This is a genomic window from Mucilaginibacter sp. SG564, assembly GCF_013149275.1.
Lineage (GTDB): Bacteria > Bacteroidota > Bacteroidia > Sphingobacteriales > Sphingobacteriaceae > Mucilaginibacter.
Genome location: NZ_JABGNA010000007.1, coordinates 21,029 through 47,215, shown reverse-complemented (window position 1 = coordinate 47,215; position 26,187 = coordinate 21,029). Strand labels below are relative to the sequence as shown.

The 26,187-nt window shown below is 43.6% G+C and carries 22 protein-coding genes; 10 read left to right on the top strand and 12 right to left on the bottom strand.

The annotated features are described in order from the left end of the window. Positions 1-204: 204 nt before the first annotated feature. The 5 genes from FHW89_RS16755 to FHW89_RS16735 all read right to left on the bottom strand — a co-directional run bounded on the left by FHW89_RS16755 (position 205) and on the right by FHW89_RS16735 (position 6,471). Positions 205-1,644 carry a serine hydrolase gene (locus tag FHW89_RS16755; protein WP_172336214.1) on the bottom strand — a complete coding sequence of 480 codons (1,440 nt, stop codon included), beginning with the start codon at positions 1,642-1,644 and terminating at the stop codon, positions 205-207. An 82-nt stretch (positions 1,645-1,726) separates the two neighbouring features. After that, entirely contained in the window at positions 1,727-2,653 is a 927-nt protein-coding gene (locus tag FHW89_RS16750) for an aspartate carbamoyltransferase catalytic subunit (protein ID WP_090467170.1), read from the bottom strand. Between the two features lie 197 nt (positions 2,654-2,850). Further along, positions 2,851-3,399, bottom strand: a complete 549-nt coding sequence (gene pyrR / locus FHW89_RS16745; protein WP_166089608.1) for a bifunctional pyr operon transcriptional regulator/uracil phosphoribosyltransferase PyrR — start codon at positions 3,397-3,399, stop codon at positions 2,851-2,853. Between the two features lie 213 nt (positions 3,400-3,612). Continuing rightward, positions 3,613-5,586, bottom strand: coding sequence for a 30S ribosomal protein S1 (gene rpsA, locus FHW89_RS16740; RefSeq protein WP_172336213.1), 1,974 nt, complete (start codon positions 5,584-5,586; stop codon positions 3,613-3,615). Between the two features lie 213 nt (positions 5,587-5,799). Next, positions 5,800-6,471 (bottom strand): hypothetical protein, encoded by a 672-nt coding sequence (locus tag FHW89_RS16735; RefSeq protein ID WP_172336212.1) that lies wholly within the window; start codon positions 6,469-6,471, stop codon positions 5,800-5,802. A 158-nt stretch (positions 6,472-6,629) separates the two neighbouring features. On the opposite strand from FHW89_RS16735, the gene tyrS reads away from it, so the two are divergent. The 3 genes from tyrS (at position 6,630) to FHW89_RS16720 (ending at position 9,029) form a co-directional block, all read left to right on the top strand. Continuing rightward, positions 6,630-7,913 (top strand): tyrosine--tRNA ligase, encoded by a 1,284-nt coding sequence (tyrS, locus tag FHW89_RS16730; protein WP_172336211.1) that lies wholly within the window; start codon positions 6,630-6,632, stop codon positions 7,911-7,913. A 163-nt stretch (positions 7,914-8,076) separates the two neighbouring features. Further along, positions 8,077-8,574: an antitoxin Xre-like helix-turn-helix domain-containing protein gene (locus FHW89_RS16725; protein WP_172336210.1), complete on the top strand. Its 498-nt coding sequence runs from the start codon at positions 8,077-8,079 to the stop codon at positions 8,572-8,574. After that, on the top strand, positions 8,574-9,029 hold the full coding sequence (locus FHW89_RS16720) for an RES family NAD+ phosphorylase (protein ID WP_172336209.1): 456 nt from the start codon (positions 8,574-8,576) through the stop codon (positions 9,027-9,029). The genes FHW89_RS16725 and FHW89_RS16720 overlap by 1 nt, the downstream gene beginning before the upstream one ends. Before the next feature lie 136 nt (positions 9,030-9,165). On the opposite strand, the gene FHW89_RS16715 is transcribed toward FHW89_RS16720, so the two are convergent. Together FHW89_RS16715 and FHW89_RS16710 are read right to left on the bottom strand one after the other, a co-directional pair. Continuing rightward, on the bottom strand, positions 9,166-9,861 hold the full coding sequence (locus tag FHW89_RS16715; protein ID WP_172336208.1) for a PH domain-containing protein: 696 nt from the start codon (positions 9,859-9,861) through the stop codon (positions 9,166-9,168). Between the two features lie 165 nt (positions 9,862-10,026). Then, on the bottom strand, positions 10,027-11,013 hold the full coding sequence (locus tag FHW89_RS16710; protein WP_172336207.1) for an acyl transferase: 987 nt from the start codon (positions 11,011-11,013) through the stop codon (positions 10,027-10,029). Positions 11,014-11,256: 243 nt separating this feature from the next. Here FHW89_RS16710 and FHW89_RS16705 point away from each other — a divergent pair, with 243 nt between their 5' ends. Next, complete coding sequence (locus tag FHW89_RS16705; RefSeq protein ID WP_172336206.1) at positions 11,257-11,928, top strand: lipid-binding SYLF domain-containing protein; 672 nt, start codon at positions 11,257-11,259, stop codon at positions 11,926-11,928. A 98-nt stretch (positions 11,929-12,026) separates the two neighbouring features. Here FHW89_RS16705 and FHW89_RS16700 read toward each other — a convergent pair whose 3' ends face one another. From FHW89_RS16700 to FHW89_RS16690, 3 genes are all read right to left on the bottom strand, one after another. Next, positions 12,027-12,365: a hypothetical protein gene (locus FHW89_RS16700; RefSeq protein ID WP_172336205.1), complete on the bottom strand. Its 339-nt coding sequence runs from the start codon at positions 12,363-12,365 to the stop codon at positions 12,027-12,029. A 111-nt stretch (positions 12,366-12,476) separates the two neighbouring features. Then, on the bottom strand, positions 12,477-14,915 hold the full coding sequence (locus tag FHW89_RS16695) for a penicillin acylase family protein (RefSeq protein WP_172336204.1): 2,439 nt from the start codon (positions 14,913-14,915) through the stop codon (positions 12,477-12,479). A gap of 160 nt (positions 14,916-15,075) precedes the next feature. Next, positions 15,076-15,624: a thermonuclease family protein gene (locus FHW89_RS16690; protein ID WP_172336203.1), complete on the bottom strand. Its 549-nt coding sequence runs from the start codon at positions 15,622-15,624 to the stop codon at positions 15,076-15,078. Between the two features lie 168 nt (positions 15,625-15,792). On the opposite strand from FHW89_RS16690, the gene FHW89_RS16685 reads away from it, so the two are divergent. Further along, on the top strand, positions 15,793-16,398 hold the full coding sequence (locus FHW89_RS16685) for a DUF6624 domain-containing protein (RefSeq protein ID WP_172336202.1): 606 nt from the start codon (positions 15,793-15,795) through the stop codon (positions 16,396-16,398). A 75-nt stretch (positions 16,399-16,473) separates the two neighbouring features. Then, positions 16,474-16,731, top strand: a complete 258-nt coding sequence (locus FHW89_RS16680; protein ID WP_172336201.1) for a (2Fe-2S) ferredoxin domain-containing protein — start codon at positions 16,474-16,476, stop codon at positions 16,729-16,731. A 123-nt stretch (positions 16,732-16,854) separates the two neighbouring features. Here the strand turns inward: FHW89_RS16680 and FHW89_RS16675 are convergent, their stop codons facing one another. Together FHW89_RS16675 and FHW89_RS16670 are read right to left on the bottom strand one after the other, a co-directional pair. Further along, positions 16,855-17,385, bottom strand: coding sequence for a ferritin (locus FHW89_RS16675; protein ID WP_172336200.1), 531 nt, complete (start codon positions 17,383-17,385; stop codon positions 16,855-16,857). A 110-nt stretch (positions 17,386-17,495) separates the two neighbouring features. Next, positions 17,496-17,858 (bottom strand): hypothetical protein, encoded by a 363-nt coding sequence (locus FHW89_RS16670; protein WP_172336199.1) that lies wholly within the window; start codon positions 17,856-17,858, stop codon positions 17,496-17,498. A 208-nt stretch (positions 17,859-18,066) separates the two neighbouring features. Between FHW89_RS16670 and pgmB the strand changes: the two genes are divergently transcribed. The 4 genes from pgmB to FHW89_RS16650 all read left to right on the top strand — a co-directional run bounded on the left by pgmB (position 18,067) and on the right by FHW89_RS16650 (position 25,993). Then, positions 18,067-18,708 carry a beta-phosphoglucomutase gene (pgmB, locus tag FHW89_RS16665; RefSeq protein ID WP_172336198.1) on the top strand — a complete coding sequence of 214 codons (642 nt, stop codon included), beginning with the start codon at positions 18,067-18,069 and terminating at the stop codon, positions 18,706-18,708. Between the two features lie 114 nt (positions 18,709-18,822). Continuing rightward, a complete protein-coding gene (locus FHW89_RS16660) occupies positions 18,823-21,132 on the top strand; it encodes a glycoside hydrolase family 65 protein (RefSeq protein ID WP_172336197.1) in 2,310 nt (769 codons plus the stop codon). Positions 21,133-21,251: 119 nt separating this feature from the next. Continuing rightward, positions 21,252-22,955, top strand: coding sequence for an alpha-amylase family glycosyl hydrolase (locus tag FHW89_RS16655; RefSeq protein WP_172336196.1), 1,704 nt, complete (start codon positions 21,252-21,254; stop codon positions 22,953-22,955). 560 nt (positions 22,956-23,515) lie between these two features. Continuing rightward, positions 23,516-25,993, top strand: coding sequence for a glycoside hydrolase family 31 protein (locus FHW89_RS16650; RefSeq protein ID WP_172336195.1), 2,478 nt, complete (start codon positions 23,516-23,518; stop codon positions 25,991-25,993). The last annotated feature ends 194 nt before the right edge of the window (positions 25,994-26,187 follow it).

The following is a 26,187-nucleotide window of genomic DNA, read 5'->3' as shown; positions in this document are numbered from 1 at the left end:
ATGTTTTTTTATGGATAATTATAGATATAAAAAGGAATGTCATTTCGAACGAGCGGATAATTTAATCATGTCATTGCGAGGAGGAACGACGAAGCAATCTCATCGCGTTCAATATGCGAGCGAGGAGATTGCCACGCTACGCTCCAATGACATGATTGGGCAAAGATGCCGAAACAAGTTCGGCATGATGGGATTGTTTGCTTCTTACTTTTGCAGCAACTGCAGTATTTTAGTACCTATAAGATCTGTACTTTCTGCCGCGTTGGATAGTATTACTACAGCAAGGCTCTTTTGCGCATTAAAAGCCAGGAAGCTGCTGCTGCCGTAGGTACCGCCGTTATGAAAATAATACTCCACACCGTCAACAATAATAATATGCCAGGCAAGGCCCATTTTGGCATCCTTACTGAAAGTGATCTGATGAGTTAGCTCAAAAGCTTTACCGAGCTTGTCAGGAGCCGGTGTCATATTGGCCTTTGCATATACCAGCAAATCATTTACTGATGAATGGAGGGCCCCGCAAGGGGCTAAAACGTCAAAATCCCAGGCAGGAGTAGCTTCACCGCTGGCATTATATACGGTAGCGAAGTTGCTTAACCGGGCCGGACTTAAACGCTGGGTAGTACTTGACATGACCAGCGGGCGGCAGATGATTTCGAGCACCATTTGCTCAAATGTTTTACCACTCAATTTGGACAGGATGGTGCCAAGCAATCCCACACCTAAATTGGAGTAATCGTATCTTTCACCGGGTTGGCTATTCAGTTTACAGGTTTTAAGGTAGGCAAACAGCTGCTGCTTGGTGTAATCTTTATAAGGATTAAGCTCATCGGTCGCGCTAGCCTCCATATTATCCGGAATACGGGCTAAACCCGAAGTATGATTGCTTAATGATTCCAGCGTGATCAATTTTAACTCCGGATTTTTGGCCACAGAATCGGGCAGGTATTTAATAACAGGATCGGTCAGTTTTACTTTGCCTTCGTTTACATAGTAAGCCAGTAAAGTAGCCGTAAACGTTTTGGTGATAGATCCTATCTCATAAATGGTATGAAGTGTGGGCAGTTGCTTGTTACCTTTGGTGGTTTCGCCATAGTTGTAGGTGCTTATTTGGCCATCTTTTAAAACGCCTACACTTAAGCCCACGGTATTGGCTTTTTGAATATACCTGCGTACAACAGATTCGATCGCTTTGTCCATGGAGGTTAATAACTTATTGGTTGAGGCAGCCTGATTTAGCTTATCGGCGGTTACCTGGTTAAATGGTTGAAACAGGAAAAGATCCAGTTTATTGTCCTGATCAAGACTCATTTGCAGCTGTAAAGTAACCGCGCCGAAGATCAGCTTATAGGTACTTACTTTGTTATTAACAAAACTAACAAGCGATGAACCTTTAATATCGCCCAGTGGGAAAAGCTGCTGGTTGGCCACAGACCGGAAGCCTTCGGGAGTTAAGGTTTTTTTGAATAATTCACCGCCAAGGGAATAAAGTGAATCGGCTTTCTGGGCGTTAAAATATTTTTGAACCAGGGCAAATACCGAATCTGTTTTTACCTGCTGACGACTTTGAGACTGTGCGGATAAGGTATGAAATAAGGAAGCTATGAAAAGGCATAAACAGCAAATATTCTTAAACTTTATCATTTTACTTTGCTTATCAACGCTGACAACAAGCGTTGTTATATAAATAGGGTTAAGAAAACTGAACCTGCTTGCTTAATGAAATTTAAGGCGTTTGCCCGGCCAGCAGGTACAGTACAGCCATACGCACAGCTACACCGTTCTCTACCTGGTCAAGAATGATGGATTGCTTGCTGTCGGCTACATCGCTGGTGATCTCCACGCCGCGGTTGATAGGACCGGGGTGCATTACCGTGATCTCTTTATCTAATGAATCCAGGATGGTTTTATTCAAGCCAAAAAGCATAGTGTATTCTCGCAGGGAAGGGAAATACTTAATGTCCTGACGCTCCAGCTGTATGCGTAGCATGTTGGCTACATCGCACCAGTTTAGGGCTTTTATTAAATTATGTTCAACTTTTACGCCAAGCGAACCGATGTATTTAGGGATCAGCGTAGTCGGGCCGCAAACCATAACCTCGGCACCCAGTTGTTTCAAACAAAGAATGTTGGAAAGCGCGACACGGGAGTGCAGTATATCCCCCACGATCACCACTTTTTTGCCCGCCACATCACCATATTTTTCGCGGATGGAGAAAGCATCCAGCAAAGCCTGGGTAGGGTGCTCATGAGCGCCATCGCCAGCATTTACTATCTGGGCCTTTACATGTTTCGACAGGAAGATGCCCGCGCCCGCATAAGGGTGGCGCATCACCACCATATCTACCTTCATGGCCAGAATATTGTTTACCGTATCGATCAGCGTTTCGCCTTTGCTTACCGATGACGATGACGCCGCGAAGTTCACCACATCTGCCGAAAGACGCTTCTCGGCCAATTCGAATGACAGGCGGGTACGGGTGGAGTTCTCAAAGAAAATATTGGCAATAGTTACATCGCGCAAAGATGGCACTTTCTTGATCGGCCGGTTTAAAACGGATTTAAAAGTATCGGCAGTTTCAAATATCAGCTCGATATCTGCCCGGTTCAAATCTTTTATGCCTAATAAATGCCTTGTGCTTAGTCCTGCCATGATTTTTTATTTCGGATTTCGGATGTTCGATTTCGGATTTTTTTATTCTCTGAATTTCGATTCTGAAATTTATTTTTTTGTCCCTCTCGTCATTGCGAGGTACGAAGCAATCCCCAACTTACAGAGCGACCCTGTATAGCTTAGAGATTGCTTCGTACCTCGCAATGACGCTTTAATATATGTACTTTCTTATAATACTACTCCGCTGCTTCCGATACCAGCACAATTTTATCTTCGCCATCGGTATCTTTCCAGCTTACTACTACTTTTTGCGATGCGATGGAATCCACTTCAATCCCTACATAATCTGCCGATACGGGTATGTGTCGCGAGTAACGGCGATCAACCAGTGCCAGTAACTCCACCTTCTCCGGGCGACCAAATGCCTGCATGGCATCCATGGCGGCACGAATGGTTCGGCCAGTCCAGAGCACATCATCCATCATCACTACTTTTTTGCCTTCAATAATAAAATCTATCTTGGTTTGATTGGGTACCAGTTGCGATTCGCGCCTGCGGAAATCATCGCGGTAAAAGGTAATATCCAGGTCGCCCTGCAAAATGGTTTTGCCGGGTAATATTTTTCTGAGTTCTTCGGCTACGCGTTTGGCCAGGTATATGCCCCGCGGCTGAATACCAATAAGCACCGATTGTGAAAAATCATCATGATTTTCAATCAACTGGCGACATAAACGTTGTATGGTGATCTGAAATTTTTGTCCGTCGAGCAGTGTAAGATTTTGCATCGTATGGGTGGATTTGGGCAAAAATAGTAAATAGTTTTGAGTTTTGAGTGATGAGTTTAAAAAGCTGTTAACGGAAGTACAGTAACTAAAACATGAAGTCCCAGAATTTATTTCGGGATCCCATTATAAAAGTATATAAGATGCTTCACAAGCAACAAAAAAGCCCTTCCGTTTATTCGGAAGGGCTTTGTGAGAATATGCTTCAGTTAAAGCTTACGCTTCTTCTTCAGATCCTTCAGCTTTTTTAGCTGGTGCAGCCTTGCGGGCTTTGTTTTCAGCACCTTCCATTTGCTCTTTTAACTGAGCTAATACGCTAAGATCGCCTAAAGTTGATTTTTCAACTGATTCTTTCACTTTTTTCACCGCGTTGCTAGCAGATTTTGCCTCTTTTTTGCGGTTTTCAAATTCCTGTACACGAGCATCAGCGCGAGCTTCTTCCCAGATACGTGAGTGTGAAATAACGATACGTTTGTTCTCTTTGTTAAATTCAATGATCTTGAATTCAGCGGTTTCTTCAGCTTTTACTGATTTACCGTCTTCTTTAACCAGGTGTTTGGTTGGCGCGAAGCCTTCAACACCGTAAGGTAAAGCTACGATAGCACCTTTGTCAGTTACTTTCAGTACAGTACCTTCATGAATTGAATCAATGGTAAATACGGTTTCGAAAGTATCCCAAGGGTTTTCTTCCAGCTGTTTGTGACCTAAGCTTAATTTGCGGTTCTCTACGTCAAGCTCTAAAACAACCACGTCTAATTTTTCACCAACTTTAGTGAATTCGTTAGGGTGATTTACTTTTTTAGACCAAGAAAGGTCAGAGATGTGGATCAAGCCGTCGATGCCGTCTTCCAGTTCAACAAACACACCAAAGTTGGTCATGTTTTTAACTGTTGCAACGTGCTGAGTGCCGATAGCATATTTCTCAGCAGCATTTTGCCATGGATCTGGAGTTAATTGTTTAACACCCAATGACATTTTGCGCTCTTCGCGGTCAAGTGTTAACACTTGTGCTTCAATCTCGTCGCCAACTTTCAGGAATTCCTGAGGGTTGCGCAGGTTTTGTGACCATGACATTTCTGATACGTGGATCAAACCTTCAACACCAGGGATGATTTCCAGGAATGCGCCGTAATCAGCAACGGTAACAATTTTACCTTTAACTTTTGAACCAACCTGAATATCTTCAGAAAGGCTTTGCCAAGGATGAGGGGTTAATTGTTTTAAGCCCAGAGCAATACGTTTTTTCTCGTCATCAAAGTCAAGCACAACAACGTTGATTTTTTGATCCAATGAAAGAATTTCGCGTGGATGCTCGATACGGCCCCAAGATATATCAGTAATGTGCAGTAAGCCGTCAACACCACCAAGGTCAATAAATACACCAAAGTCGGTAATGTTTTTAACGGTACCTTCCAATACCTGTCCTTTTTCAAGGCGTGCAACAATTTCTGTTTTTTGGTTTTCCAAATCGTCTTCGATCAGCACTTTGTGTGATACCACTACGTTTTTAAACTCGTGATTGATCTTAACAACTTTGAATTCCATTGTTTTACCTACATACACATCGTAATCACGAATTGGTTTGATATCGATTTGTGAGCCAGGTAAGAAGGCTTCAACACCCATGATGTCAACAATTAAACCACCTTTAGTTCTGCTCTTCACAAAACCAGTGATGATCTCATCATTGTCAAGGGCCGAATTAATGCGCTCCCATGATTTTTGAGTTTTTGCACGTTTACGTGAAAGTACTAACTGACCGTTAGCATCTTCCTGTGACTCTACAAATACATCAACTTTGTCACCGATCTTCAGATCAGGTGTATCACGGAATTCTGATACTGAAACTAAACCGTCTGATTTAAATCCTACGTTCAGTACCACATCTTTGTTGTTAACATTAACAACAGTACCGGTGATAATTTCGCCTTTGGTGATAGAGCTGAAAGTTCCATCATACATTTTCTCGAATTTCTCACGGTCGCTATCGGTATAGTTACCAAATTTTTTGTCATCTGCATCCCAGTCGAAATCCGCACTTGGAGTAGCTGCAATTTTTGATTTGATCTCTTCGATAGATATTGAATCAGCTTCTGATTCAATGGTTTCTTTTTCGCCAGATGCGGTAACTGTTCCCAGTTCAGCTTCTTTCGCTTTTAATTCTTTTTCTGCTTCTTGTTTTTTTGCCATTAAATAATTTTTCTCCTTTTCCCAATTTGTTAATTGGGACTGCAAAGGTAGGTATATAATTTTATTAAATAAAAGAATATTTTAATGTTAATTGCTGATATTTAAGCCTTTTTGATATAAACCGGGCCTTTGTCATAGCGTTTTTACCGTTTGAAGTCTGAAAACTACCTGGGTAAATGACTTTTAACAATAGGTTAAATAAAATTTGATGGATTAAATAGCGATGAGCTTATTGGCTATTTCTTCAAATATCGACATGAAATCGGGCAGCAGATAATCGCGATAATTACTCAACACCGAGTTCATTTCTGTTTCGTGTTGCGGGGTGAATGGATTTCGCCAAATGCGCATGCAAATACGTTTTAAAGCATAGGCAATCTGGTGCGTCTCGGCGTAGGTATGCAAGTACTGACTGCGTTTGAAATCGTCATAAAACTTAAAAAAAACGCTGCTATCGGCTAATCCAGAAAAAGTTAAAAACTCGCTGATCACTGTAGTTTCGCAGGCTGCCAGGTTCGCGTAAAAATCGTCGACCTGTATTTTGCCGGTTGTAAGCAGCAGGTTATCGATGATGAGTTCCAGTGCCACGTGCCCCAGGAAAAAAGGTTTTACCGGCGACCCCTCAATAGCGGGCAGCAATTGCTTTTTTAACTGGTGGGAATGAAGAGTAAAAAAATCAGACGAGTGGAAATAGCGGTCAACCGCCAGATGTTTATTCCAGCCGGCGATAATGGAATTTACATTTTTATTGGTATGGTGCAGCTTTTCGGGGTGAAGGATGATGTTTTTATCGGCATTTTTTAAAAGATCGGGCAAAACGATACCTAAAATATGGTAACAGTTGTTGATATCACGATCAAAGTAATAATGCGATAAAAAATTCATAGACGCTGTGGTGCAAAATAGTGGCTTTTGCTCAAGGTACAAAAAATAAGTAATTATTTGAAATGGACTTTACCTTTAGTTAACCCTGTATTGGCCGGATTTAGCTATTCGGCTCAGCCAATTATTCTCTTATATTTGCAGCCTTTGAAATATTGAATATGAACTTTGTTGAAGAATTACGCTGGCGCGGTATGCTGCATACCGAAATGCCCGGTACCGAAGAAAAGCTAAATAAAGGCATGACTTCGGGATATATAGGGTTTGACCCAACTGCCGATTCATTGCACGTGGGTCATTTAACCCAGATCATGACGTTGATCCATTTTCAGCGGGCTGGTCATAAACCGTATGCTTTGGTTGGTGGTGCTACCGGTATGGTTGGCGATCCGTCGGGTAAATCGCAAGAACGTAATTTACTGTCGGAAGATGTTTTGCAACATAACCTGGAATCGGTTAAAAAACAATTGACCCGTTTTTTAGATTTTAACAGCGGCGCCAATAGTGCCGAAATGGTGAATAATTACGACTGGTTCAAGAACTTTACCTTCCTTGATTTTATCCGTGATGTAGGTAAACACATCACCGTTAATTATATGATGGCCAAAGATTCGGTAAAGAAACGCCTGGAAGGAGATACCGGTATGTCGTTTACCGAGTTTACCTACCAATTGGTTCAGGGTTACGACTTTTACTATCTGTGGAAACACCATAACTGCAGCATCCAGATGGGTGGCAGCGACCAGTGGGGTAATATTGTTACCGGTACCGAGCTTATCCGTCGTAAAGATAGCGGCGAAGCGTTTGCCTTAACTACCAACCTGATCAAAAAGGCTGATGGTACCAAGTTTGGCAAAACCGAAAGTGGTGCGGTTTGGCTGGATGCCGAGCGTACATCGCCATACCAGTTTTACCAGTTCTGGTTAAATACTACCGATGTTGATGCCAAAGCTTATATCCGCATATTTACTTTGTTTGAACGTGATGTCATTGAAGCTCTGGAAGTGGAGCATGATGCCGCGCCGCATACACGTATATTACAAAAAGCTCTGGCAAAAGATATCACTATACGTGTACATGGCGAAGCAGAGTATGAAAAGGCTATTAAATCATCCGAATTTTTATTTGGTAACATAGGTATTGAGTTTTTAAATGAACTGAATGATACCGAAGTGCTTGGCCTGTTTGCCGGTGTACCTAATTTTACGATAGCCCTAACCGACCTGCAACAAGGTATCAATGTAACTGATCTGCTGGCTGTGAAAACGGCAATATTTCCGTCGAAGGGCGAAGCTAAAAAAATGATACAAGGCGGTGGCTCAGCCATTAATAAAGTAAAAATTGCTACGGCCGATGATACGTATACAGCGGATGCATTGATCAATAATAAATTCCTGGTGGTACAAAAAGGCAAAAAGAACTATTTTCTTATTGTTGCTGAATAAATTAAGTCATTGTTTCATTAGCTTTTGGCGTCATCAAGTCATTAGTAGGTTAATGACTCAATGAATAATGACCTAATGATGAAAAAGCGATAAGTGCAAAACTTATCGCTTTTTTGTTGGCGTAAATTTTGAAATACGACAAATGGTAATTATATTTGTATATATGTCGTACAAAACAAAAACTGATAGCAAGAAAAATGAATTGAATGAGCCCATGGCAGCGTACGTTGTTCAGGCTCCGGTTCCTTCATTTTACCATTTACTGGAAGGGGCAAAGTCTGTCAAATTCTCTACAGATTTTGATATCATTAACCTGGCCCGTAAAGGTTTTCCTAAAAGCGTTTTACTTTCTTTAGCCAAAAAAATATCCCTCAATATACAAGAGCTGGCCAATATATTGCATATATCTGAGCGTACCTTGCAGCGTTATGATGATAACGCTATCATTAAAACCGAGTACGCCGAAAAGGCCGTTGAGCTTGCTCGTTTATATACTCGTGGCGAGGAGGTTTTTGGTTCCATGGATAAATTTAAAATATGGGTAAAAACTCCAGGTTATGTATTTAAAGGTGAAGCTCCTGTAACCATTCTGGATACCTCTGCTGGTTTTGATATGGTTTTCAGGGAGTTAGGGCGTATAGAGCACGGTATTTTTGCCTAATGGTTTTATATCGTATAGCGAAATGCCAGTATGTGGATGATCTGAGCGGAACGGGCGCCCGTTTGTACGGCGGCCGTTGGAACAGCGAGGGTAAGCCCATGCTTTACCTGGCCTCATCACGATCATTGGCTGTTTTGGAAGTACTGGTACATCTGGATCCGTTAATTGTCCCGGCGAATTTTTGTTTGGCTCAAATTGATATACCGAATTACAGCATTACAGAATTAAACCCGGATCTGTTGCCTGATAACTGGCAGGACGTTTCGGGGCCGGTAGCATTAAGAAAACTGGGCGACGAGTTTTTGAAAAAGCAAGAATACCTGGCCATGCGGGTACCGTCGGCCATAGTATCGGCAGAGTACAATTACATACTTAACCCGTTGCACCCCGAAGCCAGGAACATCAGGATAGTGAATAAAGAATCTTTTAGCTTTGACGACCGACTTTTAAATTAGTCATCATTATGAAGGTCATTAGGTCATTTGATAAATCGTCATTAAGGCATTACTAAAAACACTTAATGACCTAATGACAAAAAAGGGGGGATGAGTTTTAACTTATCGCCCCTTTTTTATAATGACTGAATGACTATTATAGATCGCTCAGCAGATCGAGCTTTTTGTGGTTGTATTCTTCCTGTGATATCAGGCCGTTATCAAACAGTGTTTTTAATTTTTTTAGTTTTTCGGTAAGCTCATCAGGCTTTGGAGCTTCATGCACAACTGGTGCAGGTGCTGGTGTTGGAGGAGCAATGGGGGCAGGCGCAGGCTGTTCAACAACTACCGGGGCAGGGGCTGTAAAAGCTTGCTGTGTTGTAGCAGTACGGGCCGCCGCAGGGTTATCAAACTGTATAGACCCTGATTCGGCACGTTTTTGTTCCAGATCGCGCTGGCGACGGGCCTCACGTTCAATTTCTTTACGCTCCTGGGCGTATTGGTATAATTTACGACCCTGGATCTTGGGCAGGTAATCAACCGCCATTTCGGCGCCATTGGTGGTTTTTACGCTGAATACCGCGCCAATGATCTCTTCTTTGGTGTGCACGTCAACAATATCCTTCCAAACAAAATCAACAAACTTGATTGATAAGCCCAGGTTAGCCGGGGTAAAAAACAATACACGTTTGTTGGTAATGGCAATACAATCCGGAAATAAGTTTACCAATGGTTTTTTCTGAACCGCTATATAAATGATCTCTTCACCAGAAGACAGCAGATCCACAAGGCGGGAGTACACCTTTTCAACTGCTTTAGGATCTTGTTCCTCGTTTAAAAATTTCTCAATCATGTTTTTAGCATTTATGATGCGTGCAAAAATAATAATAATACCGGTTAAAAGAGTGAAGATTTTAGTATCAAGTAGTTAGTATCAAGTATCAAGATTCTGAAACCCGGTATGATCATGCAGAAAATGTCGTGATACTTGATACTAACTACTTGATACTAAAATACGCTAAGCAATCAACAAATTACATCCGCGAATGTCTGACTGGTCAAACCGGCCCAAAACCTCAAATGTGCCATCTGTGTTAATCTTGCCCAAATCCTGTGTCGCAATGAAGGAGCAGGAGTTGATATTGGCCAGATCGATCACATTGATGCCGCCTGTTTTGCCCTTTGCTAACGTACTGATGGGGTCATTAGTATCGCGGATGATAATTTTCATCCAGGATGGGCATTCAAAAATACCGTCGCCTTTAGAGTAAGCCTGCGACAGTAGTTCGGTCATGCCGTATTCCGAATGAATATGGCTTACACCGAAGCCTTCGCATAGGGTGTCATGCAGCTCCTCGCGGATCATCTCTTTGCGCCGGCCTTTCATGCCACCGGTTTCCATCACAATCAATTCCGGGAAGTTGATCTGGTAGTTTTCGATAAAATCAAGCAGGCCAAAAGTAACGCCTATTAAAAGTGTTGGCTTTTGGGCTTGCTGTTGTTTTTGGAGTTGCTGATATAATTCGTCGTGATTATATAAAAAGAAACCGCTGTCTGGATATTGGGATTGTTTGATCAGATCATCAACCATGTAAATGAGTGATGAACCCTCACGTTCCAGGTACGATGGCAACAGGGCCAGCACAGTATAATCCCTGATATCGCCATAAAATAATTGAAATGCGTTTCGGAAACTATCCTCGTACCAGGTTTTATCACTCACTAAATGGCTACTGGTAATCATACCTGTGGTACCCGAACTGGTAAAAGTTAATTCAATTGGAGCATCCGTGCTCAATATCCGCTGCGATTTGAAAAACTCTATAGGTAAAAATGGGATCTGTTTAACCGATGTAATTTTATCTGCATCAATCCTTAGCCCCGAAATAAATTGCCGGTAAACGGCACAGTTTTTGGCCTGGTGCCGAAAGATCTGCAGGGTTGCCCGATCAAAATCGTGAGTGTTGTTGATAGAAAATACCTGTTGTTTATCCGGTGTGTTCATTGCGTGCAAAGATAAGCATATTGATGTGCGGATTTGAAATGTGCAAATATGATGATGTGCAGATTTTGAGTAAAAATAATTCTGAGAATTCATCAATTCTGTAAACGGCGAAGCCCTCGACGGAGTTAATTCTGATTCCGACAAAAAAACAAATGACTCTTTGCTTGCACAATTATGTAAACAAGTATGCGTTTTGGGGGTTAGTAGTTATATATAACATTGTACAAATTGTAATTTTACCCCATGAAAACATTAAAATTTTTGAAGTTCCCATTGATCCTAAGCTTGTTTTTTGTGCTAATATCGGCCAAGGCAGGCGATAAGGAAACGGAGCGCGTACATAATGCTGCAAACGTATTAAAAGAGTTTGGCAAAATGAAGGAGACTATTCCGCATCAATTAATGGAGCAGTCGGAAGGAATTGTTATTATCCCTAAAATGATCAATGCCGGTTTTGGTATTGGCGGTAAACGCGGAAGAGGCGTTGCTATGGTGAAACTGGCTGGTGGCAAATGGAGCGATCCGGTATTTGTAACCTTAACCGGCGGTAGCTTTGGTTTGCAAATAGGTGTACAATCTGTGGATCTGATCCTGGTATTCCATCATAAGGGTGTATTAACCAAGGTTGAAAATGGCGATTTTACTATCGGCGGAGATATTTCGGCTGCCGCAGGTCCGGTTGGTCGTAGTTCTTCGGCCAGTACCGATTATAAACTGGAAGCCGAAGTTTACTCTTATTCGCGCAGCCGTGGCTTATTTGCCGGTATAACCATTAATGGTTCAAACCTGGCTATTGATAAAACGGCGATCGCTAATTTTTATGGCGATAAATCAACCTCTCAGGATATCTTTGCTTCGGCCAAAAGCGATAAAGAGGGTGTAGCAACGTTGAAAGAGGCTGTAAGCGCGTTCTAAAATCAGGCACTAATTACATACGAGTGGCTTCGAATTACACGAATTGAATAGTTCAATTTTTGTTTGTGTTAATTCGAAGCCATTCGTGTAATTGGTGCCTATTCTTTTCCGAAGGCCTTTTGTAGCAATACACCCGAGAGCGCCGCGAAGCCGCTTACCAGGCCGCCGATTATCCCGGTGATCACCAGCAAATAACCCCAGCCCGGTAGATGAAACAATACGGCTATCTTTTTGGCCAGTATATGATCATTCGGGATACTTTTAAACAGAGCTAATACTATCCACACGATAAATACCGATAAAAAGCCCGACCAAAATGCCTGGCCCGATGTTTTGCCGATAAAGAAAGCGGCCGAAAATGCCGCTATCGCCACTACCCACCAGGGTAAAAAGAAACCGCTTGCAAATGATAGTATGAGTATGATGAGGAATAACATGATCTTATTTTCTTTAGAGTATCAAGTAGATAGTATCAAGTATCAAGATTTTTGAAATTACGAAAAAATGCTGATGTCGTGATACTTGATACTAGCTACTTGATACTAAATTTATTTACTGCCTATTGTTAATGTTGTTTTAATACGGTTTGACATTTCATCGGGCGATTGCAGGAACAGCAGTTCCTTCAGTTCGCCTTTTTGCCAGGTTTTTAACATATCATCATAAAAAAAACTGCCTGGGTTGCCCGATTCGCCGCCAGGCAAAATACCGTAACCTTTTACTGTTGGTCCCATTTGTACCACCATGCGCCATGATGGGCCGTGCCCGCCGGTTAACGCGTTTACCGTTGAACCGGTACCGCCTGTAGCAAAATTACCTGAGCTAAATGCCTCCTGGCGGGTAAGATGCACTATCTCCATCTTTTTTACCGAGCCCCATTGCCAGCTTTTGCCAGGTTTACCGTATTGCTTTGTTAAATCATCGATAGCGGTTTTGAAGGCTTGGGTCACTATATCGGTACAGGTTTCTTTGGCCGGTGTGCGAATATCATCGAACCATTTGGAATTGGGTTCTTTTAATAAGAGTTGCTCCGTTCTGTCAACTGATGGATAGTTTTCCTGCAGATCCTTCGCTGCAAATTCATCACTCCAGATCATGTTATACAATTTGGCCCACCAGTTACCAAGTATGGTTGCCCCGACTGAATTAGCCGCGAAATCTTTATTCCAAGTTTTTGCAATGCCGAGCGCTGTTAATTGGGGTTGATCCAGTTTGGAGGCGTCGACGTATTTTAACATGGTTGGTAAAATATCCTGTGCACGGATGCTATAGGTATCGGTTTGCAGGATCCGCATACTATCAACCGTAGCTTTTTGCATAACGCTGAGCCTGTCATTTATCCGTTTACCACGCTCATAAGGTGCAAACGACCAGTTGATATAATATGGATAAGTAGGGTCTGTTGATGATTGATTGGCCGAACTTACAAAGCCACGCGGCGGGTTTTTAACTGTGGGGTTCTGGTCAAAAGGAATCCAGCCGTGCCAGTCGTCGGCAGGGTCGGTACCATCCAGTATAAATTTACCCTGATCGCGATACTTTAAAGGGTATTTACCATTGGGGGTGATCGCAATATCATTATCCTTACTGGCAAATACAAAGTTGGATGCCGGGGCATTGAAATAAGTAAGCGCCTTACGATAGTCGGCATAATTTTTACCGCGGTTTAAAATGTACATGGTCATCAGCTCGTCCGATTCATCATGCGCAATCCACCGCAAAGCGTCACCCACGGGTACAAAATCATGCGAGCCTTCTGTTTTCTTGGTTTTATCTTCATAAACCACCGGGCCGTGATGGGTATAGATCACCGTATCATACAAAGGCTCCTGGCCGCGAATGTTGATCACCTCTACACGCCTGTTGGTTTTGTTCCATTGGTTGTTGTACCAATACTCTTCTTTTTTATTATCCCTGAACTTTACCTGGTACCAATCCAGCACATCGGCATCAACATTGGTAATACCCCAGCTAATATTGTTGTTAAAGCCCAGTATAACGGCGGGTGAGCCTGGTAAGGATACCCCATAAACATTAACAGTTGGGGATGTAAGCTGTATCTGGTACCATATAGAGGGGAAAGTAAGATCGAGGTGAGGGTCGTTAGCTAAAATAGGGTAGCCATTGGCCGTTTTACTGCCAGATACAGCCCAGTTATTACTGCCAATCCCTTCTTCTTTTACCGCGCGTTTAACACTATCGTTCATCAAGCCCAAAAAGTTGGCCGATGGATGAGGGATAGGCAGTGGTTTAAAATCCCATTTGGTACCCACGGGGATGATGGGATCCTCGTGCATGGGATAATCCGGAAACAGGTCGTTGGTGGTTTTAGCACCAAAACGCCTTAAGATATTGGTCATGGCAAACTCGTTGGAGCCGCCGGCCAGGGTTTCGCTCATGAGTTTAAGCAGGAACGCGCAGTTGATAGGCTTCCAGTCTTCTGGCGCGTAATCCAGCATTTTAAATTCGATGGGATACTGACGCGGGTGCAGGCGATGGATGTAGGCATTAATACCATCGGTATAGGCCAATATCATCTGGCGAACAACCGGCTCGCTCATCATCGCTTTCAAAGTTTTTTCGGCACCGTAAACCATGCCCATGCGACGGTGGTAACGGTCGATCTCCAATGCGGCGGGACCTACCACTTCGGATAGTCTTCCTGCCGCCTGGCGAGTTTGTATATCCATTTGCCAAAGGCGCTCCGTAGCGGTTATATAACCCTGCGCATAGTACAGATCATGATCGTTATCGGCAAAAATATGTGGAATGCGGTTCTCATCATACTTAATGGTTACCTTACCAGTTAGGCCGGGCAGCATGAGATGGGTGGTCGGTAAAATATTTTTACTTTCGGCATTTTGCCAAAATCCATTAGCCGGACTTAAAAAATCACCAAGAGGCGGTACCGTGCCAAATTTATGCTGCAGCGCCCAAATCAGCGCAAGGGTAAAGGCGATGGAAAAAAACGCTTTTGTAAACTTCATATGTTTTTAGTATCAGGTAGCTAGTATCAAGTATCAAGACTGCTTTGTTATAGCTACGTTTTCTGAAATCCTGATGGTAACTAAATCACGATATATCGATGTATTATTCGGTCTCGATACTTGATACTAGCTACTTGATACTGGACATAAAGTTACATTTTTAATATACATCCTCAAGCTTTGGTTTGCGCTTATAATGTTTTTTATAAGGATTATTATCGTAGCCTGATGAACGGCCTTCTTTACGGTATTCCCAGGGTGGGGTAGGATTGGCATCCTGCCAAAGGCCCAGCTTATTTTCGCGGGCATTTTGCTCCAGGCTGGCTAATTCGGCGTTTTGCGAATAAGCTTTGTATTGCCAGGCGAAACCATTTTTTACCAACTGATAATTAACATTGGTACCATCGGGCAAAATGACCAGGGCAACCGTACGGCCGTAACGGTCTTTAGTATTACCTATCAGGGTAACATCCTTACCAAAACAAAGATCGGAAGTGAATTTTTTGGCCGCTTTGCCAAAGGCCTGCGATTTTTCGGGACAATCAATTTCGGCCAGTCGAACGGTAATTTCCCGGTTATCATTGCTCAGCAATCCCAGTGTGTCACCGTCTTTTATCTTAACTACTTTGTATTGATTAGCGGGTTTGGGATTACAACCCCATAGCAGGAAGAGGCAGATGAGAAGGCAGGCGTGACACTTTTTGAACATTTTTCAAATGTGCAGATTTTTTTGCGATTGTTTGTTTTCAATGTCGTTTAAAAAAGCCTTACCAGCCGGGTCTTAAATACGTGGCAGATCATCGATTTTTTTATTTGGAATAAATGAATTAATAACTATATCTTTAGTTGTTAATTGCCCCTATGAAAATATTACCCCATGAGAATATTAGTTATCAAAACACTGCTCATTATCGCACTCCTCTGCGGATATCTCGCAATAACGCCCTCTGCACAGGTTGTTAAACAAAATGTTGCATTAACAACACAGATCGACTCCATGTTTAAAACCGATCAGTTTTGGCGTATAGAATTTACTAAAAAGTACCGGAAAGAAAAATCGGCCTACAGCGATGAAACTATCCAAAGTAAATGGACGGAAGCCGATCGTATTAACGAACTGAAAGCAAAAGCTATCATCAAAAAGTACGGTTACCCGGGTTATGACATGGTTGGCAGTTCGAGCGATAGCTTTTGGGCCGTTATTCAGCACTGTGATGATGATATACCTTTCCAGGAGCAGGTATTAGCTTTGATGAAGCGGCAGATGGTTAAAAATAATGCCAGCAAAGAGAAATATGCTTATCTAACCGATCGTATCCTGGTTAACAAAAATCAAAAGCAAATTTATGGTACGCAACTGTCGCGGAATACTAAAACCGGGAAGTATTCACCATTTCGATTAAAAGACCCTAAAGGGGTTGATAAACTTCGTCAGGAGGTTGGTCTTGAGCCACTTGCTGTTTATATAAAAAACTTTCAATAGGCTTCCGGTTACATAAATGGAACTTTATTGTTTTATCTTTGTTGTGTTAATGTTAACACTAAATTAAGTATCCTGATGGGCAAATTTACCATACCAGACAAAGTACTGTATGTATGCGTTGGTAGCAAATGCGGAAAGAGAGGAGGCAAGGATATGTATAAACTGGCTAAAGCATACGCCAAACATCATCATGGCCCCGAAGAAATAGAAGTGATAGAAACAGAATGTACCGACAGGTGCAAGTACGCGCCCGTATGCAGTATCCAACCGGGTAATACCTGGCTAAAGGAATATCACCCTAAGGATGTGTTGAAATTGATGGATCTGATATGACCCCTCTAAATCTCCCCGAAGGGAGACTTCTGAAAATAAAAAGGTCCTTTTGCCAGCGCAAAAGGACCTTTTTTATAGCCCTCTCTCCCGATAACTATCGGGATGGGGAGGGTTGGGAGGGGTTTACGCCTCGCTATCGTATTTGATCTGACCAACGTGTTTGTCGATCTGCCATCTGCCGGTACCTTCTTCGCCGATAACTTCGAACAGTTCAAGGGCACGACGGGCTTTGTATTCTTCTTCACGTTGTTCTTTCAGGAACCAGTTCAGGAACTCCATAGTCACAAAATCCTGCTCTTTCATGCAACGGGCATAAATGTTTTTGATAGATTGTGTAACGCTGATCTCCTGATCCAAAGCTTCTTCAAACACTTCGCGGAAAGAGTTATACTCCTGTTTAATGCCGGTAACTTCCGGAGATATAGCATTGCCGCCCATATCCAGGATATATTTGTAAAATTTTAACTGGTGGTGTCTTTCCTCTTCGGCTTGTTTAAAGAAGTAATCAGAAGAGAAATCATAACCATTACGGTTACACCATGAAGCCATTGATAAATATATAGATGAAGACAGGGCTTCTTTTTTTACTTGTTGGTTTAAAAGACCTTCAATTTCTGTTGAAATGAGGCTTTTTATGCGGAGTAGATCTTTCATAGTTTTATTAAATTAATAACTTGTTGCAGGTATGATGATGCAATAATAGTGCTATAAGTTAATATAACTATAATTTAAAAATAATATGAATTTAGTATTAGTCTAAATAGTTAACTAGCTATGCTACAGAGACGTTCATGCAGAATATGATTTAACTCAAGCATGACAAAAGTACCTTCCAATAATTCTTTCAGCGCGATGATCTGTAGTAAAGAAAGTACATAGCAATGATCGCAGGCGCAGATGAAAATGATCTCCACATCCGGATCTTTGGTGGTATTAAGCAGGGCTTGCTCAATATCGATATGATAAACGGACTTGCGCAGCTTTAACAGGCAGCGATAGTCGAATTTGGCCACCTTACCCCCAAAATCAACATACCAGCAGCGCTCGGTGTCGCATTGGTAAATAGCTCCTGCCGATGTTTTAAAAACATCTGTCCAGTGCGTAGTTGTTGTAGTGGTGGTAATCATATCTCGGCCACAAAGATTATTATTATTTATAATTAATCCAAATAAAGCGCTTGGTTTTTTTATTAACATATGGCAAAGAAGGTAGAAGAGAATGGATTTTGGGGCTTTTGGAGCAAGGAGCAAGGATTTTTTCTTTTGTCATTTCTCCAAAAATCTTTGCTCCCGCAATTCAAAAACAATACTTTAGGGTCCACATACACAGTATAAAATGAACAACATTAAAGCCTGTATTTTTGATCTTGACGGTGTGATTGTAGATACAGCCATATACCATTATAAAGCCTGGCGGCGCCTGGCCAACTCCCTGGGTTTTGATTTTAGCGAAGAACAGAACGAACAGTTAAAAGGCGTAAGCCGGATGCGATCATTGGAGATTGTGCTGGAAGCCGGAGGGATAACAAAAACCGATGCCGAAAAGGAACAGTTAGCCGAGCAAAAGAATGCCTGGTATGTGGAAATGATCAATCAGATGACCACCGACGAGATATTGCCCGGCGCACGCGAGTTTGTGCAAAGCTGCCGCGACGCAGGTATCAAAACCGCTCTTGGGTCGGCCAGTAAAAACTCCATGACCATTTTGGAAAAGCTAAAGATAGTAAACCTGTTTGATGCTATTATCGACGGTAATAAAGTAACCAAAGCCAAGCCCGATCCGGAGGTATTTTTAAAAGGAGCAGAAGCGCTGGGCATCGAGCCACAATATTGTGTAGTATTTGAGGATGCCATTGCCGGTGTAGAGGCTGCCAAAGCAGGCGGGATGAAAGCCATTGGCATAGGCGACCCGAAGGTGCTGCACGAAGCAGATTTGGTGGTGAGTGGGCTTAACGAGATGACTCTGGACAAATTATAATAAAAAAGCGTCATTGCGAGGTACTAAGCAATCTCTACATAAGTAGGTTCGCCCTGTTTAGTATAGAGATTGCTTAGTACCTTACAGCAATGACGTTTGTGAAAATCGCAACAAATGAAAAACTACATAAAACCCGACGCCTGGAGCATTATCGAAGAAGGCTTCGATCCGCATCATCATCAAATATCGGAGAGTATATTTAGCCTGGGCAATGGCCGCATGGGCCAGCGCGCCAATTTTGAGGAGGCCTACAGCGGGCAATCGTTATTAGGGAACTATGTGGCCGGGGTTTATTATCCCGATAAAACCCGCGTAGGCTGGTGGAAGAATGGTTATCCCGAATACTTTGCCAAAGTACTCAACGCCGCCAACTGGACGATCATCGACATCAGCCTGGACGGCGAACAGCTCGACCTGGCTAAATGCGATGTAAGCAGCTTTCGCCGGGAACTTAATATGAAAGAAGGCTTCCTCAAAAGAAATTTCACAGCCAAAACAGCGGGCGGCAAAGAGGTAAAGGTAGAAGCCATCCGCTTTTGCAGTATGGTTGATGATGAGGCTGCCGCTATAAAATATACCATCACCCCGGTAAACTTCGGCGGAACCATTACGCTGACACCCGCCATCGATGGTGATGTGGTAAACAAAGACTCCAACTACGACGAAAAGTTCTGGGACGAGATAGGCAAAGCCAACCAGCCTGATGGCGGCTATGTAGTGATGCGTACCAAAAAAACGGGTTTTGAGGTAGCTACGGGGATGAAATTTAGTCTGTTGCAAAACGGCCAGCAAGTACCGGTCAATGCAGAAACCATCGCCAAAGAAAAATATGTGGCTTCGGCTATAACCGTACAAGCACAGCAGGGGCAAAGTATCAGCTTAATAAAATACGTGGCTAACTTGTCCTCCCAAAATCATAAACCCGAAAACCTGGTAGCTCATTTGAACAATATCCTTAACCGGATTACCGCCAAAGGTTTTGATACTCTACTGGCCGAACAAGCTGCTGCCTGGGCCCAAAAATGGGAACATAATGATATTATTATTGAGGGCGATGTATCCGCACAGCAGGCTATCCGCTTCAATATATTCCAACTGAACCAAACCTATACCGGCGAGGACGATCGCCTGAACATCGGTCCTAAAGGTTTTACCGGCGAAAAGTACGGCGGCTCCACCTATTGGGATACCGAGGCTTACTGCGTACCTTTTTACCTGGCCACCGCCGATCAGAAAGTAACCCGCAATTTGCTGCTATACCGGTACAAACAACTGGGTAAAGCCATTGAAAATGCTGCCTTGCTCGGTTTCAAAAACGGTGCTGCCCTGTATCCGATGGTAACCATGGATGGTACTGAATGCCATAATGAATGGGAGATCACCTTTGAGGAGATCCATCGTAACGGGGCCATCGCTTACGCCATTTTTAACTATGTGCGCTATACCGGCGATGAGGCCTATTTAACCGATTATGGGTTAGAGGTCTTGATTGCTATTTCTCGTTTCTGGTCGCAAAGGGTAAGCTGGTCGCAGGCTAAAGAGCAATATGTAATGCTGGGCGTAACCGGGCCAAATGAGTACGAAAATAACATCAATAACAACTGGTACACCAGCACCATGGCAACCTGGTGCATGGGATATGCTATAGAAGTTATTGGAAAAGTAAAAGCTACAGATAAAGCTAAATACGATGCCCTGGCAGCCAGGATAAGCTTCGACGAAGCCACCGAAACATCGCGGTATAGGCACATCATCGAAAAGATGTACTATGGCTACGACGAAAAGCAGCAGGTGTTTTTACAGCAAGACGGCTATCTGGACAAAGAGCAGATCCTGGTAAAAGACCTGCCCGCGGCCGACCGTCCGTTGAACCAGAAATGGAGTTGGGACAGGATCCTGCGGTCGTGCTATATCAAACAGGCCGATGTGCTGCAGGGTATCTACTTTTTTGAGGATAGGTACGATCTGGAAACCATCCGCCGCAATTTTGATTTTTATGAGCCGCGCACCGTTCATGAGTCGTCGCTATCGCCTTGTGTGCACGCTATATTAGCCGCTAAACTGGGCGACGAAGACCGCGCTTATCAGTTTTACCTGCGCACCGCCCGCCTGGATCTGGACAATTATAATAATGATACGGAGGACGGCTGCCACATCACCTCGATGGCTGGCACCTGGATGTCGGTAGTGGAAGGTCTTGGAGGTATGCGTGTGCGCGATGGCAGGCTATCGTTCCAACCGTTTATTCCCACAAAATGGACTTCATTTTCGTTCCATATCGGTTTCCGAGGAGCATTGCTGAATATTAAGGTAAATAAGGACGGTGTGCGGATCAAAAATGCTTCGGATAAAGAAGTAAGTGTAGTGGTTTATAGCAGGGAGCACGTGATTGGAGCTGGTGGCGAAGTATTGATTGAAAAGTAGATTGATTTCCAGAAAAATAAAAATGCAGATACGCATATTTGCGTCTCTACAGATAACTACTTTAAACAAAATCCCCAAAAAAGTCTTGATACTTGATACTAACTACTTGCTACTAAAAAATGAACAAACTCATCATATATCAACTTCTGCCACGTCTGTTTGGCAATACAAAAACGCTCAACAAAGTCAATGGTTCCATTGAGGAAAATGGGGTTGGTAAGCTAAATGACATTACCGACAAAGCCCTGCAGGAAATCAAGGCTATGGGTTTTACACACGTATGGTATACAGGCGTTATCGAACACGCCACTATGACCGATTACACTGCTCATGAAGTACCCAATGATGATCCGGATATTGTGAAAGGCAGGGCAGGCTCGCCTTATGCCATTAAGGATTATTATGACGTAGCGCCCGATCTGGCTGTTGATGTGCCCAATCGCATAGCCGAATATGAGGCATTGATTCAACGTACACATAACAATGGTCTCAGGGTGATCATGGATCTGGTGCCCAACCACGTGGCCCGTACCTACGCCTCGGATGTAAAACCAACTGATGTACGCGATTTTGGGCAGGATGATGACAAGAACAAGGCCTTCGATCCTAAAAACGATTTTTACTATATCCCCGGTCAGCCTTTTGTGGTGCCGTCGGGCTATAACCCTGGTGGGGATGAGTTTCACAGTCCGCTGAAGGATGGGCATTTTGACGAGAATCCCGCAAAGGCCACCGGTAACGATGTGTTCAGTTCCCGACCGTCTATCAACGATTGGTTCGAGACTATGAAGCTCAACTACGGCGTTGATTATATGAACGGCCGCTACGGCCATTTTGATCCCATACCACCCCTGTGGAACAAGATCTATGACATCCTGAACTATTGGAGCCAAAAAGGGGTAGACGGTTATCGCTGTGATATGGTAGAGATGGTGCCCACCGAATTCTGGGCCTGGGTTATCCCCAAGTTAAAAGCGGCTTATCCCGGCACCATATTCATCGGCGAAGCCTATGATAAAAACAAATACGGCGACTATATTTTTAGGGGCGGCTTTGATTACCTGTATGATAAGGTAGGTTTGTATGATGCCATTCGCCGCCTAACGTGTAACGACTATGGCGCAAGTACCTGGGAAATTAACAACGTATGGAATACCCATTGCCACGGCATCGATCAGCACATGCTGCGCTTTATGGAAAACCATGACGAGCAGCGCATTGCCTCCCATTATTTTGCCGGCGACGCCTGGCTGGCAGTACCCGGCATGATCGTAACGGCTACTATGAACACCGGTCCGGTCATGATCTATTCGGGCCAGGAAGTGGGTGAACCAGCCCTGGGCAACCAGGGTTTCAGCGGTGATGATGGTCGCACCTCTATATTTGATTACTGTAGTGTGCCCGAGCATCAGAGATGGCTCAATAATGGTGCATTTGACGGAGCAAACCTGTCCGAAAGCCAAAACAATCTGCGCGGTTTCTATCAAAAATTATTGGTCACCGTAATAGAAAATGAAGCTTTAAGCAACGGTCTTTTTTATGAGCTGATGATGGCCAATGAGCATCAGCCCGGCTTCGATCAGCTATTATACATCTATCTGCGCTATACGGATGAACAGCGTGTACTGGTCATCGCCAACTTTAACCGCATCGAACGTCAATTGGTTGTTAAACTACCTAATGACCTGCTCAGCAAGCTCAACCTAAACGGCAAAACAGAACTAACCGACTTGCTCAGCGAAGTAAAATTCCATACAGATGATATCAGAAACGGGGTGGAAGTAAAGATACCAGCCTCGGGTGGCTTGCTGCTGGCGTTTTGATGCCTGACTATATTTTCCGCGCGTCATTGCGAGGAGGAACAACGAAGCAATCTCCTACTTACAGAGCGGCCCTGCTAATTGGGGATTGCCACACTACGTTCGCAATGACGTGTGTTTTATTTTTTCGTCAGTAGAACAGCTTCGGGCGAAAGCGGGCAGAACAATGGGGGCCTGTGCGGATGCGGGGCATAGCAAGTTTTTGCTGAAGGGCAGGATTGTGTGGGAACGAAGTAGAGCAAAATAATTGCAGCCCTGGTTCTGGCTGCTTTGTGGGGCAAGGGCCAAGTGCGGCAAAGAAGCATTTCTGCTGACTTGATCTTTTGGTTACTTTTGTATCAAGACAAAAGTAACAGCCTTAGCGGCAATTGAGCGCTCTACGATAGGCGTTCTTCGCCCTGCTTTTCACCCACCTCAATAAAAATTCGATATAAAAATTAAATTAAATTTATGAGAAATCGCGTTGAATGGCACGGTTAATGATTTTTCATTAAATCAATAGTAGTATATTGCGTAGTAAGTACACTTTATACATATTTGTAGCAGACCCCTAACCCAATTGAATGGAAAGTAATGTACCAAATGAGGAGTTGATACCTCGCAAGTTAGTTGAAGCGGAAAACATCATTGAAGAAGCAGATGAGGAGTTTCACCACCTTAATAACCCGGCCGATGCGATAAAACCCATCATCAAGAAATACCTCGGCACGCCTAATCATGCCGAGCAGTTGGGGAATAAATTCTACCTTACCGATGGCGATGCGAAAGTAGAGGTAGTAGTAGTGACCAACGAGATCATCCGGATCAGGGTTGCTCCGCATGGCGTTTTCCTGGAGGATTTTTCCTACGCTGTCCCAAAACTGGAACAAAAAGCCGCGGAATTTACCCTGTTTGAAGATGAACTGGAATTTCGCGTAGCCACTAAATCGATAAACTGTCATATCCGAAAAAAGGATTTTTTTATATCATTTTCTGACCAAAACAATCATGTAACCAGCACCGATGCTGTACCCATGCACTGGGAAGAGAATGTGAAGTTTGGTGGTTATTATGTTTTTTGTACCAAAACCTGCCACCCCGACGAAAGCTTTTTTGGCCTGGGCGATAAACCAACTGAATTTAACCTGCGCGGTAAACGCCTCAAAAACTGGAATACCGATGCCTATTCGTTCCAGTGGAACCAGGACCCGCTTTACCGTAGCATCCCTTTTTACATCAGTGTAAACGAAGGCATAGCACACGGTATTTTCTTTGATAATACCTTTAAAGCTCAGTTTGACTTTGGTGGCGAGGATACCACCAAAACCAGTTTCTGGGCCGATGGCGGCGAACTGCAATACTATTATATCCACGGTCCGCATATGATGGATGTGGTAAAAAGCTACCATATATTAACCGGAACGCACCCCATGCCACCGCTTTGGGCGCTGGGTTATCACCAATGCCGCTGGAGCTATTATCCCGAGGCTAAAGTGAAAAAGATCACCCGGGGTTTCCGCGATAACAAGATCCCATGCGACGGTATCTACCTGGATATTGATTATATGGACGGTTACCGCTGTTTTACCTGGAACCGCAAATACTTCCCTGATCCTAAAAAAATGATCAGCGAACTGGCTGCCGATGGTTTTAAAACCGTGGTGATCATTGATCCTGGAATCCGGGTCGACGATAATTATTCGGTGTTCAGGGAAGGTAAGGAGAAAAGATATTTCTGCCGCCGCAGCGACGACTATTTTATGGAGGGCCATGTTTGGCCGGGCCGCTGCCAGTTTCCGGATTTTACCAACCCCGAGGTTCGCACCTGGTGGGGCGGTTTGTTTGACGAACTGGTGCAGATGGGCGTAGCCGGTGTTTGGAACGACATGAACGAGCCCGCTGTATTTGGCGCAGGCACTTTCCCCGATGATGTACGCCACCAATACGATGGTTTCCGCGGATCGCACCGTAAAGCACATAATGTGTATGGTATGCAGATGGTACGCTCAACCTACGAAGGTTTGCGTAACATCATGAAAAATAAACGCCCTTTTACCATTACCAGGGCGGGTTACTCAGGTGTACAGCGTTTTTCATCCGTTTGGACGGGTGATAACGTGGCTTCCTGGGAACATTTGAAATTAGGTAATATCCAATGCCAGCGCCTTTCTGTATCGGGCATACCATTTTGTGGTACCGATATAGGCGGCTTTAGCGGCGAACCCGATGGCGAACTGTTTACCCGCTGGATCCAGATGGGCACTTTTTCTCCTTTCATGCGCGCGCACTCGGCGGGTGATACCAAGGAGCGCGAGCCCTGGAGCTTTGGCGAACCATTTACCGCCATCAACCGCAAGTTTATCGAACTGCGCTACAAGCTGATGCCTTACTTTTACTCCACTTTCTGGGAGCATCACCGTTATGGCTTCCCGATATTAAGGCCCATCGTAATGCATGAGCAGGATGTGAAACTGAACCACTTCCGCCAGGATGAGTTTACTTATGGCGATAAAATACTGGTCTGCCCGGTAATGGAGCCCGGCCAAACCAATCGTAACGTGTATTTGCCAAAAGGCAAATGGTTCAACTTCTGGACGCACGAAATTGTAGAAGGCGGCAAAGAAGTAAACGTAGCCACGCCACTGGAAACCATACCATTGTTTGTAAAAGCAGGTTCGGTAATACCAGAATACCCGGTAATGCAATACGTGGGCGAGCACGAAATAGAAGAGGTGAAGCAGAATATCTACTATTCAGATTATGAGGTAAACTCCTTCCTGTTTGAAGATTACGGCGAAACCTTTGCTTACGAGCAGGATATCTACCTCGAAAAAAAGTTTGTGGTAAACGGCAACTCCCGCGAAATGACCATCCACCAAAGCATGGAAGGTTTGTACACCCCGCGCTATGAGGGCTATCACTTGAACATTATCGGACTACCCTTTAAACCCGGCAAAATACTGGCCGATGGCAAAGTGGTCAACGATTTTGTGATCAACGCCGATGGCACGGTAGAGTTTAAATTCAGCAAGAATTTCAAACACATCGAAATTTTAAAATAACAAAAAGGCCCCAAACGGGGCCTTTTTGTTATTTACCTTTTCCGCCCTTTATTGTGAGGTACGAAGCAATCTCTAAACTATACAGAGTGAATATTTATGGTTGACCTGCTTATGTAGAGATTGCTTCGTACCTTACAGCAATGACGTGTTAAGAAAGTGCTTTCGCCAATGTTGGTGTTGTCACCAACACTGGC

Bases quoted from the DNA above. Each gene is read 5' to 3' on its own strand.
- FHW89_RS16755 (WP_172336214.1), bottom strand. From the start codon at position 1,644: ATGATAAAGTTTAAGAATATTTGCTGTTTATGCCTTTTCATAGCTTCC.
- FHW89_RS16750 (WP_090467170.1), bottom strand. From the start codon at position 2,653: ATGGCAGGACTAAGCACAAGGCATTTATTAGGCATAAAAGATTTGAAC.
- pyrR (WP_166089608.1), bottom strand. From the start codon at position 3,399: ATGCAAAATCTTACACTGCTCGACGGACAAAAATTTCAGATCACCATA.
- rpsA (WP_172336213.1), bottom strand. From the start codon at position 5,586: ATGGCAAAAAAACAAGAAGCAGAAAAAGAATTAAAAGCGAAAGAAGCT.
- FHW89_RS16735 (WP_172336212.1), bottom strand. From the start codon at position 6,471: ATGAATTTTTTATCGCATTATTACTTTGATCGTGATATCAACAACTGT.
- tyrS (WP_172336211.1), top strand. From the start codon at position 6,630: ATGAACTTTGTTGAAGAATTACGCTGGCGCGGTATGCTGCATACCGAA.
- FHW89_RS16725 (WP_172336210.1), top strand. From the start codon at position 8,077: ATGTCGTACAAAACAAAAACTGATAGCAAGAAAAATGAATTGAATGAG.
- FHW89_RS16720 (WP_172336209.1), top strand. From the start codon at position 8,574: ATGGTTTTATATCGTATAGCGAAATGCCAGTATGTGGATGATCTGAGC.
- FHW89_RS16715 (WP_172336208.1), bottom strand. From the start codon at position 9,861: ATGATTGAGAAATTTTTAAACGAGGAACAAGATCCTAAAGCAGTTGAA.
- FHW89_RS16710 (WP_172336207.1), bottom strand. From the start codon at position 11,013: ATGAACACACCGGATAAACAACAGGTATTTTCTATCAACAACACTCAC.
- FHW89_RS16705 (WP_172336206.1), top strand. From the start codon at position 11,257: ATGAAAACATTAAAATTTTTGAAGTTCCCATTGATCCTAAGCTTGTTT.
- FHW89_RS16700 (WP_172336205.1), bottom strand. From the start codon at position 12,365: ATGTTATTCCTCATCATACTCATACTATCATTTGCAAGCGGTTTCTTT.
- FHW89_RS16695 (WP_172336204.1), bottom strand. From the start codon at position 14,915: ATGAAGTTTACAAAAGCGTTTTTTTCCATCGCCTTTACCCTTGCGCTG.
- FHW89_RS16690 (WP_172336203.1), bottom strand. From the start codon at position 15,624: ATGTTCAAAAAGTGTCACGCCTGCCTTCTCATCTGCCTCTTCCTGCTA.
- FHW89_RS16685 (WP_172336202.1), top strand. From the start codon at position 15,793: ATGAGAATATTAGTTATCAAAACACTGCTCATTATCGCACTCCTCTGC.
- FHW89_RS16680 (WP_172336201.1), top strand. From the start codon at position 16,474: ATGGGCAAATTTACCATACCAGACAAAGTACTGTATGTATGCGTTGGT.
- FHW89_RS16675 (WP_172336200.1), bottom strand. From the start codon at position 17,385: ATGAAAGATCTACTCCGCATAAAAAGCCTCATTTCAACAGAAATTGAA.
- FHW89_RS16670 (WP_172336199.1), bottom strand. From the start codon at position 17,858: ATGATTACCACCACTACAACAACTACGCACTGGACAGATGTTTTTAAA.
- pgmB (WP_172336198.1), top strand. From the start codon at position 18,067: ATGAACAACATTAAAGCCTGTATTTTTGATCTTGACGGTGTGATTGTA.
- FHW89_RS16660 (WP_172336197.1), top strand. From the start codon at position 18,823: ATGAAAAACTACATAAAACCCGACGCCTGGAGCATTATCGAAGAAGGC.
- FHW89_RS16655 (WP_172336196.1), top strand. From the start codon at position 21,252: ATGAACAAACTCATCATATATCAACTTCTGCCACGTCTGTTTGGCAAT.
- FHW89_RS16650 (WP_172336195.1), top strand. From the start codon at position 23,516: ATGGAAAGTAATGTACCAAATGAGGAGTTGATACCTCGCAAGTTAGTT.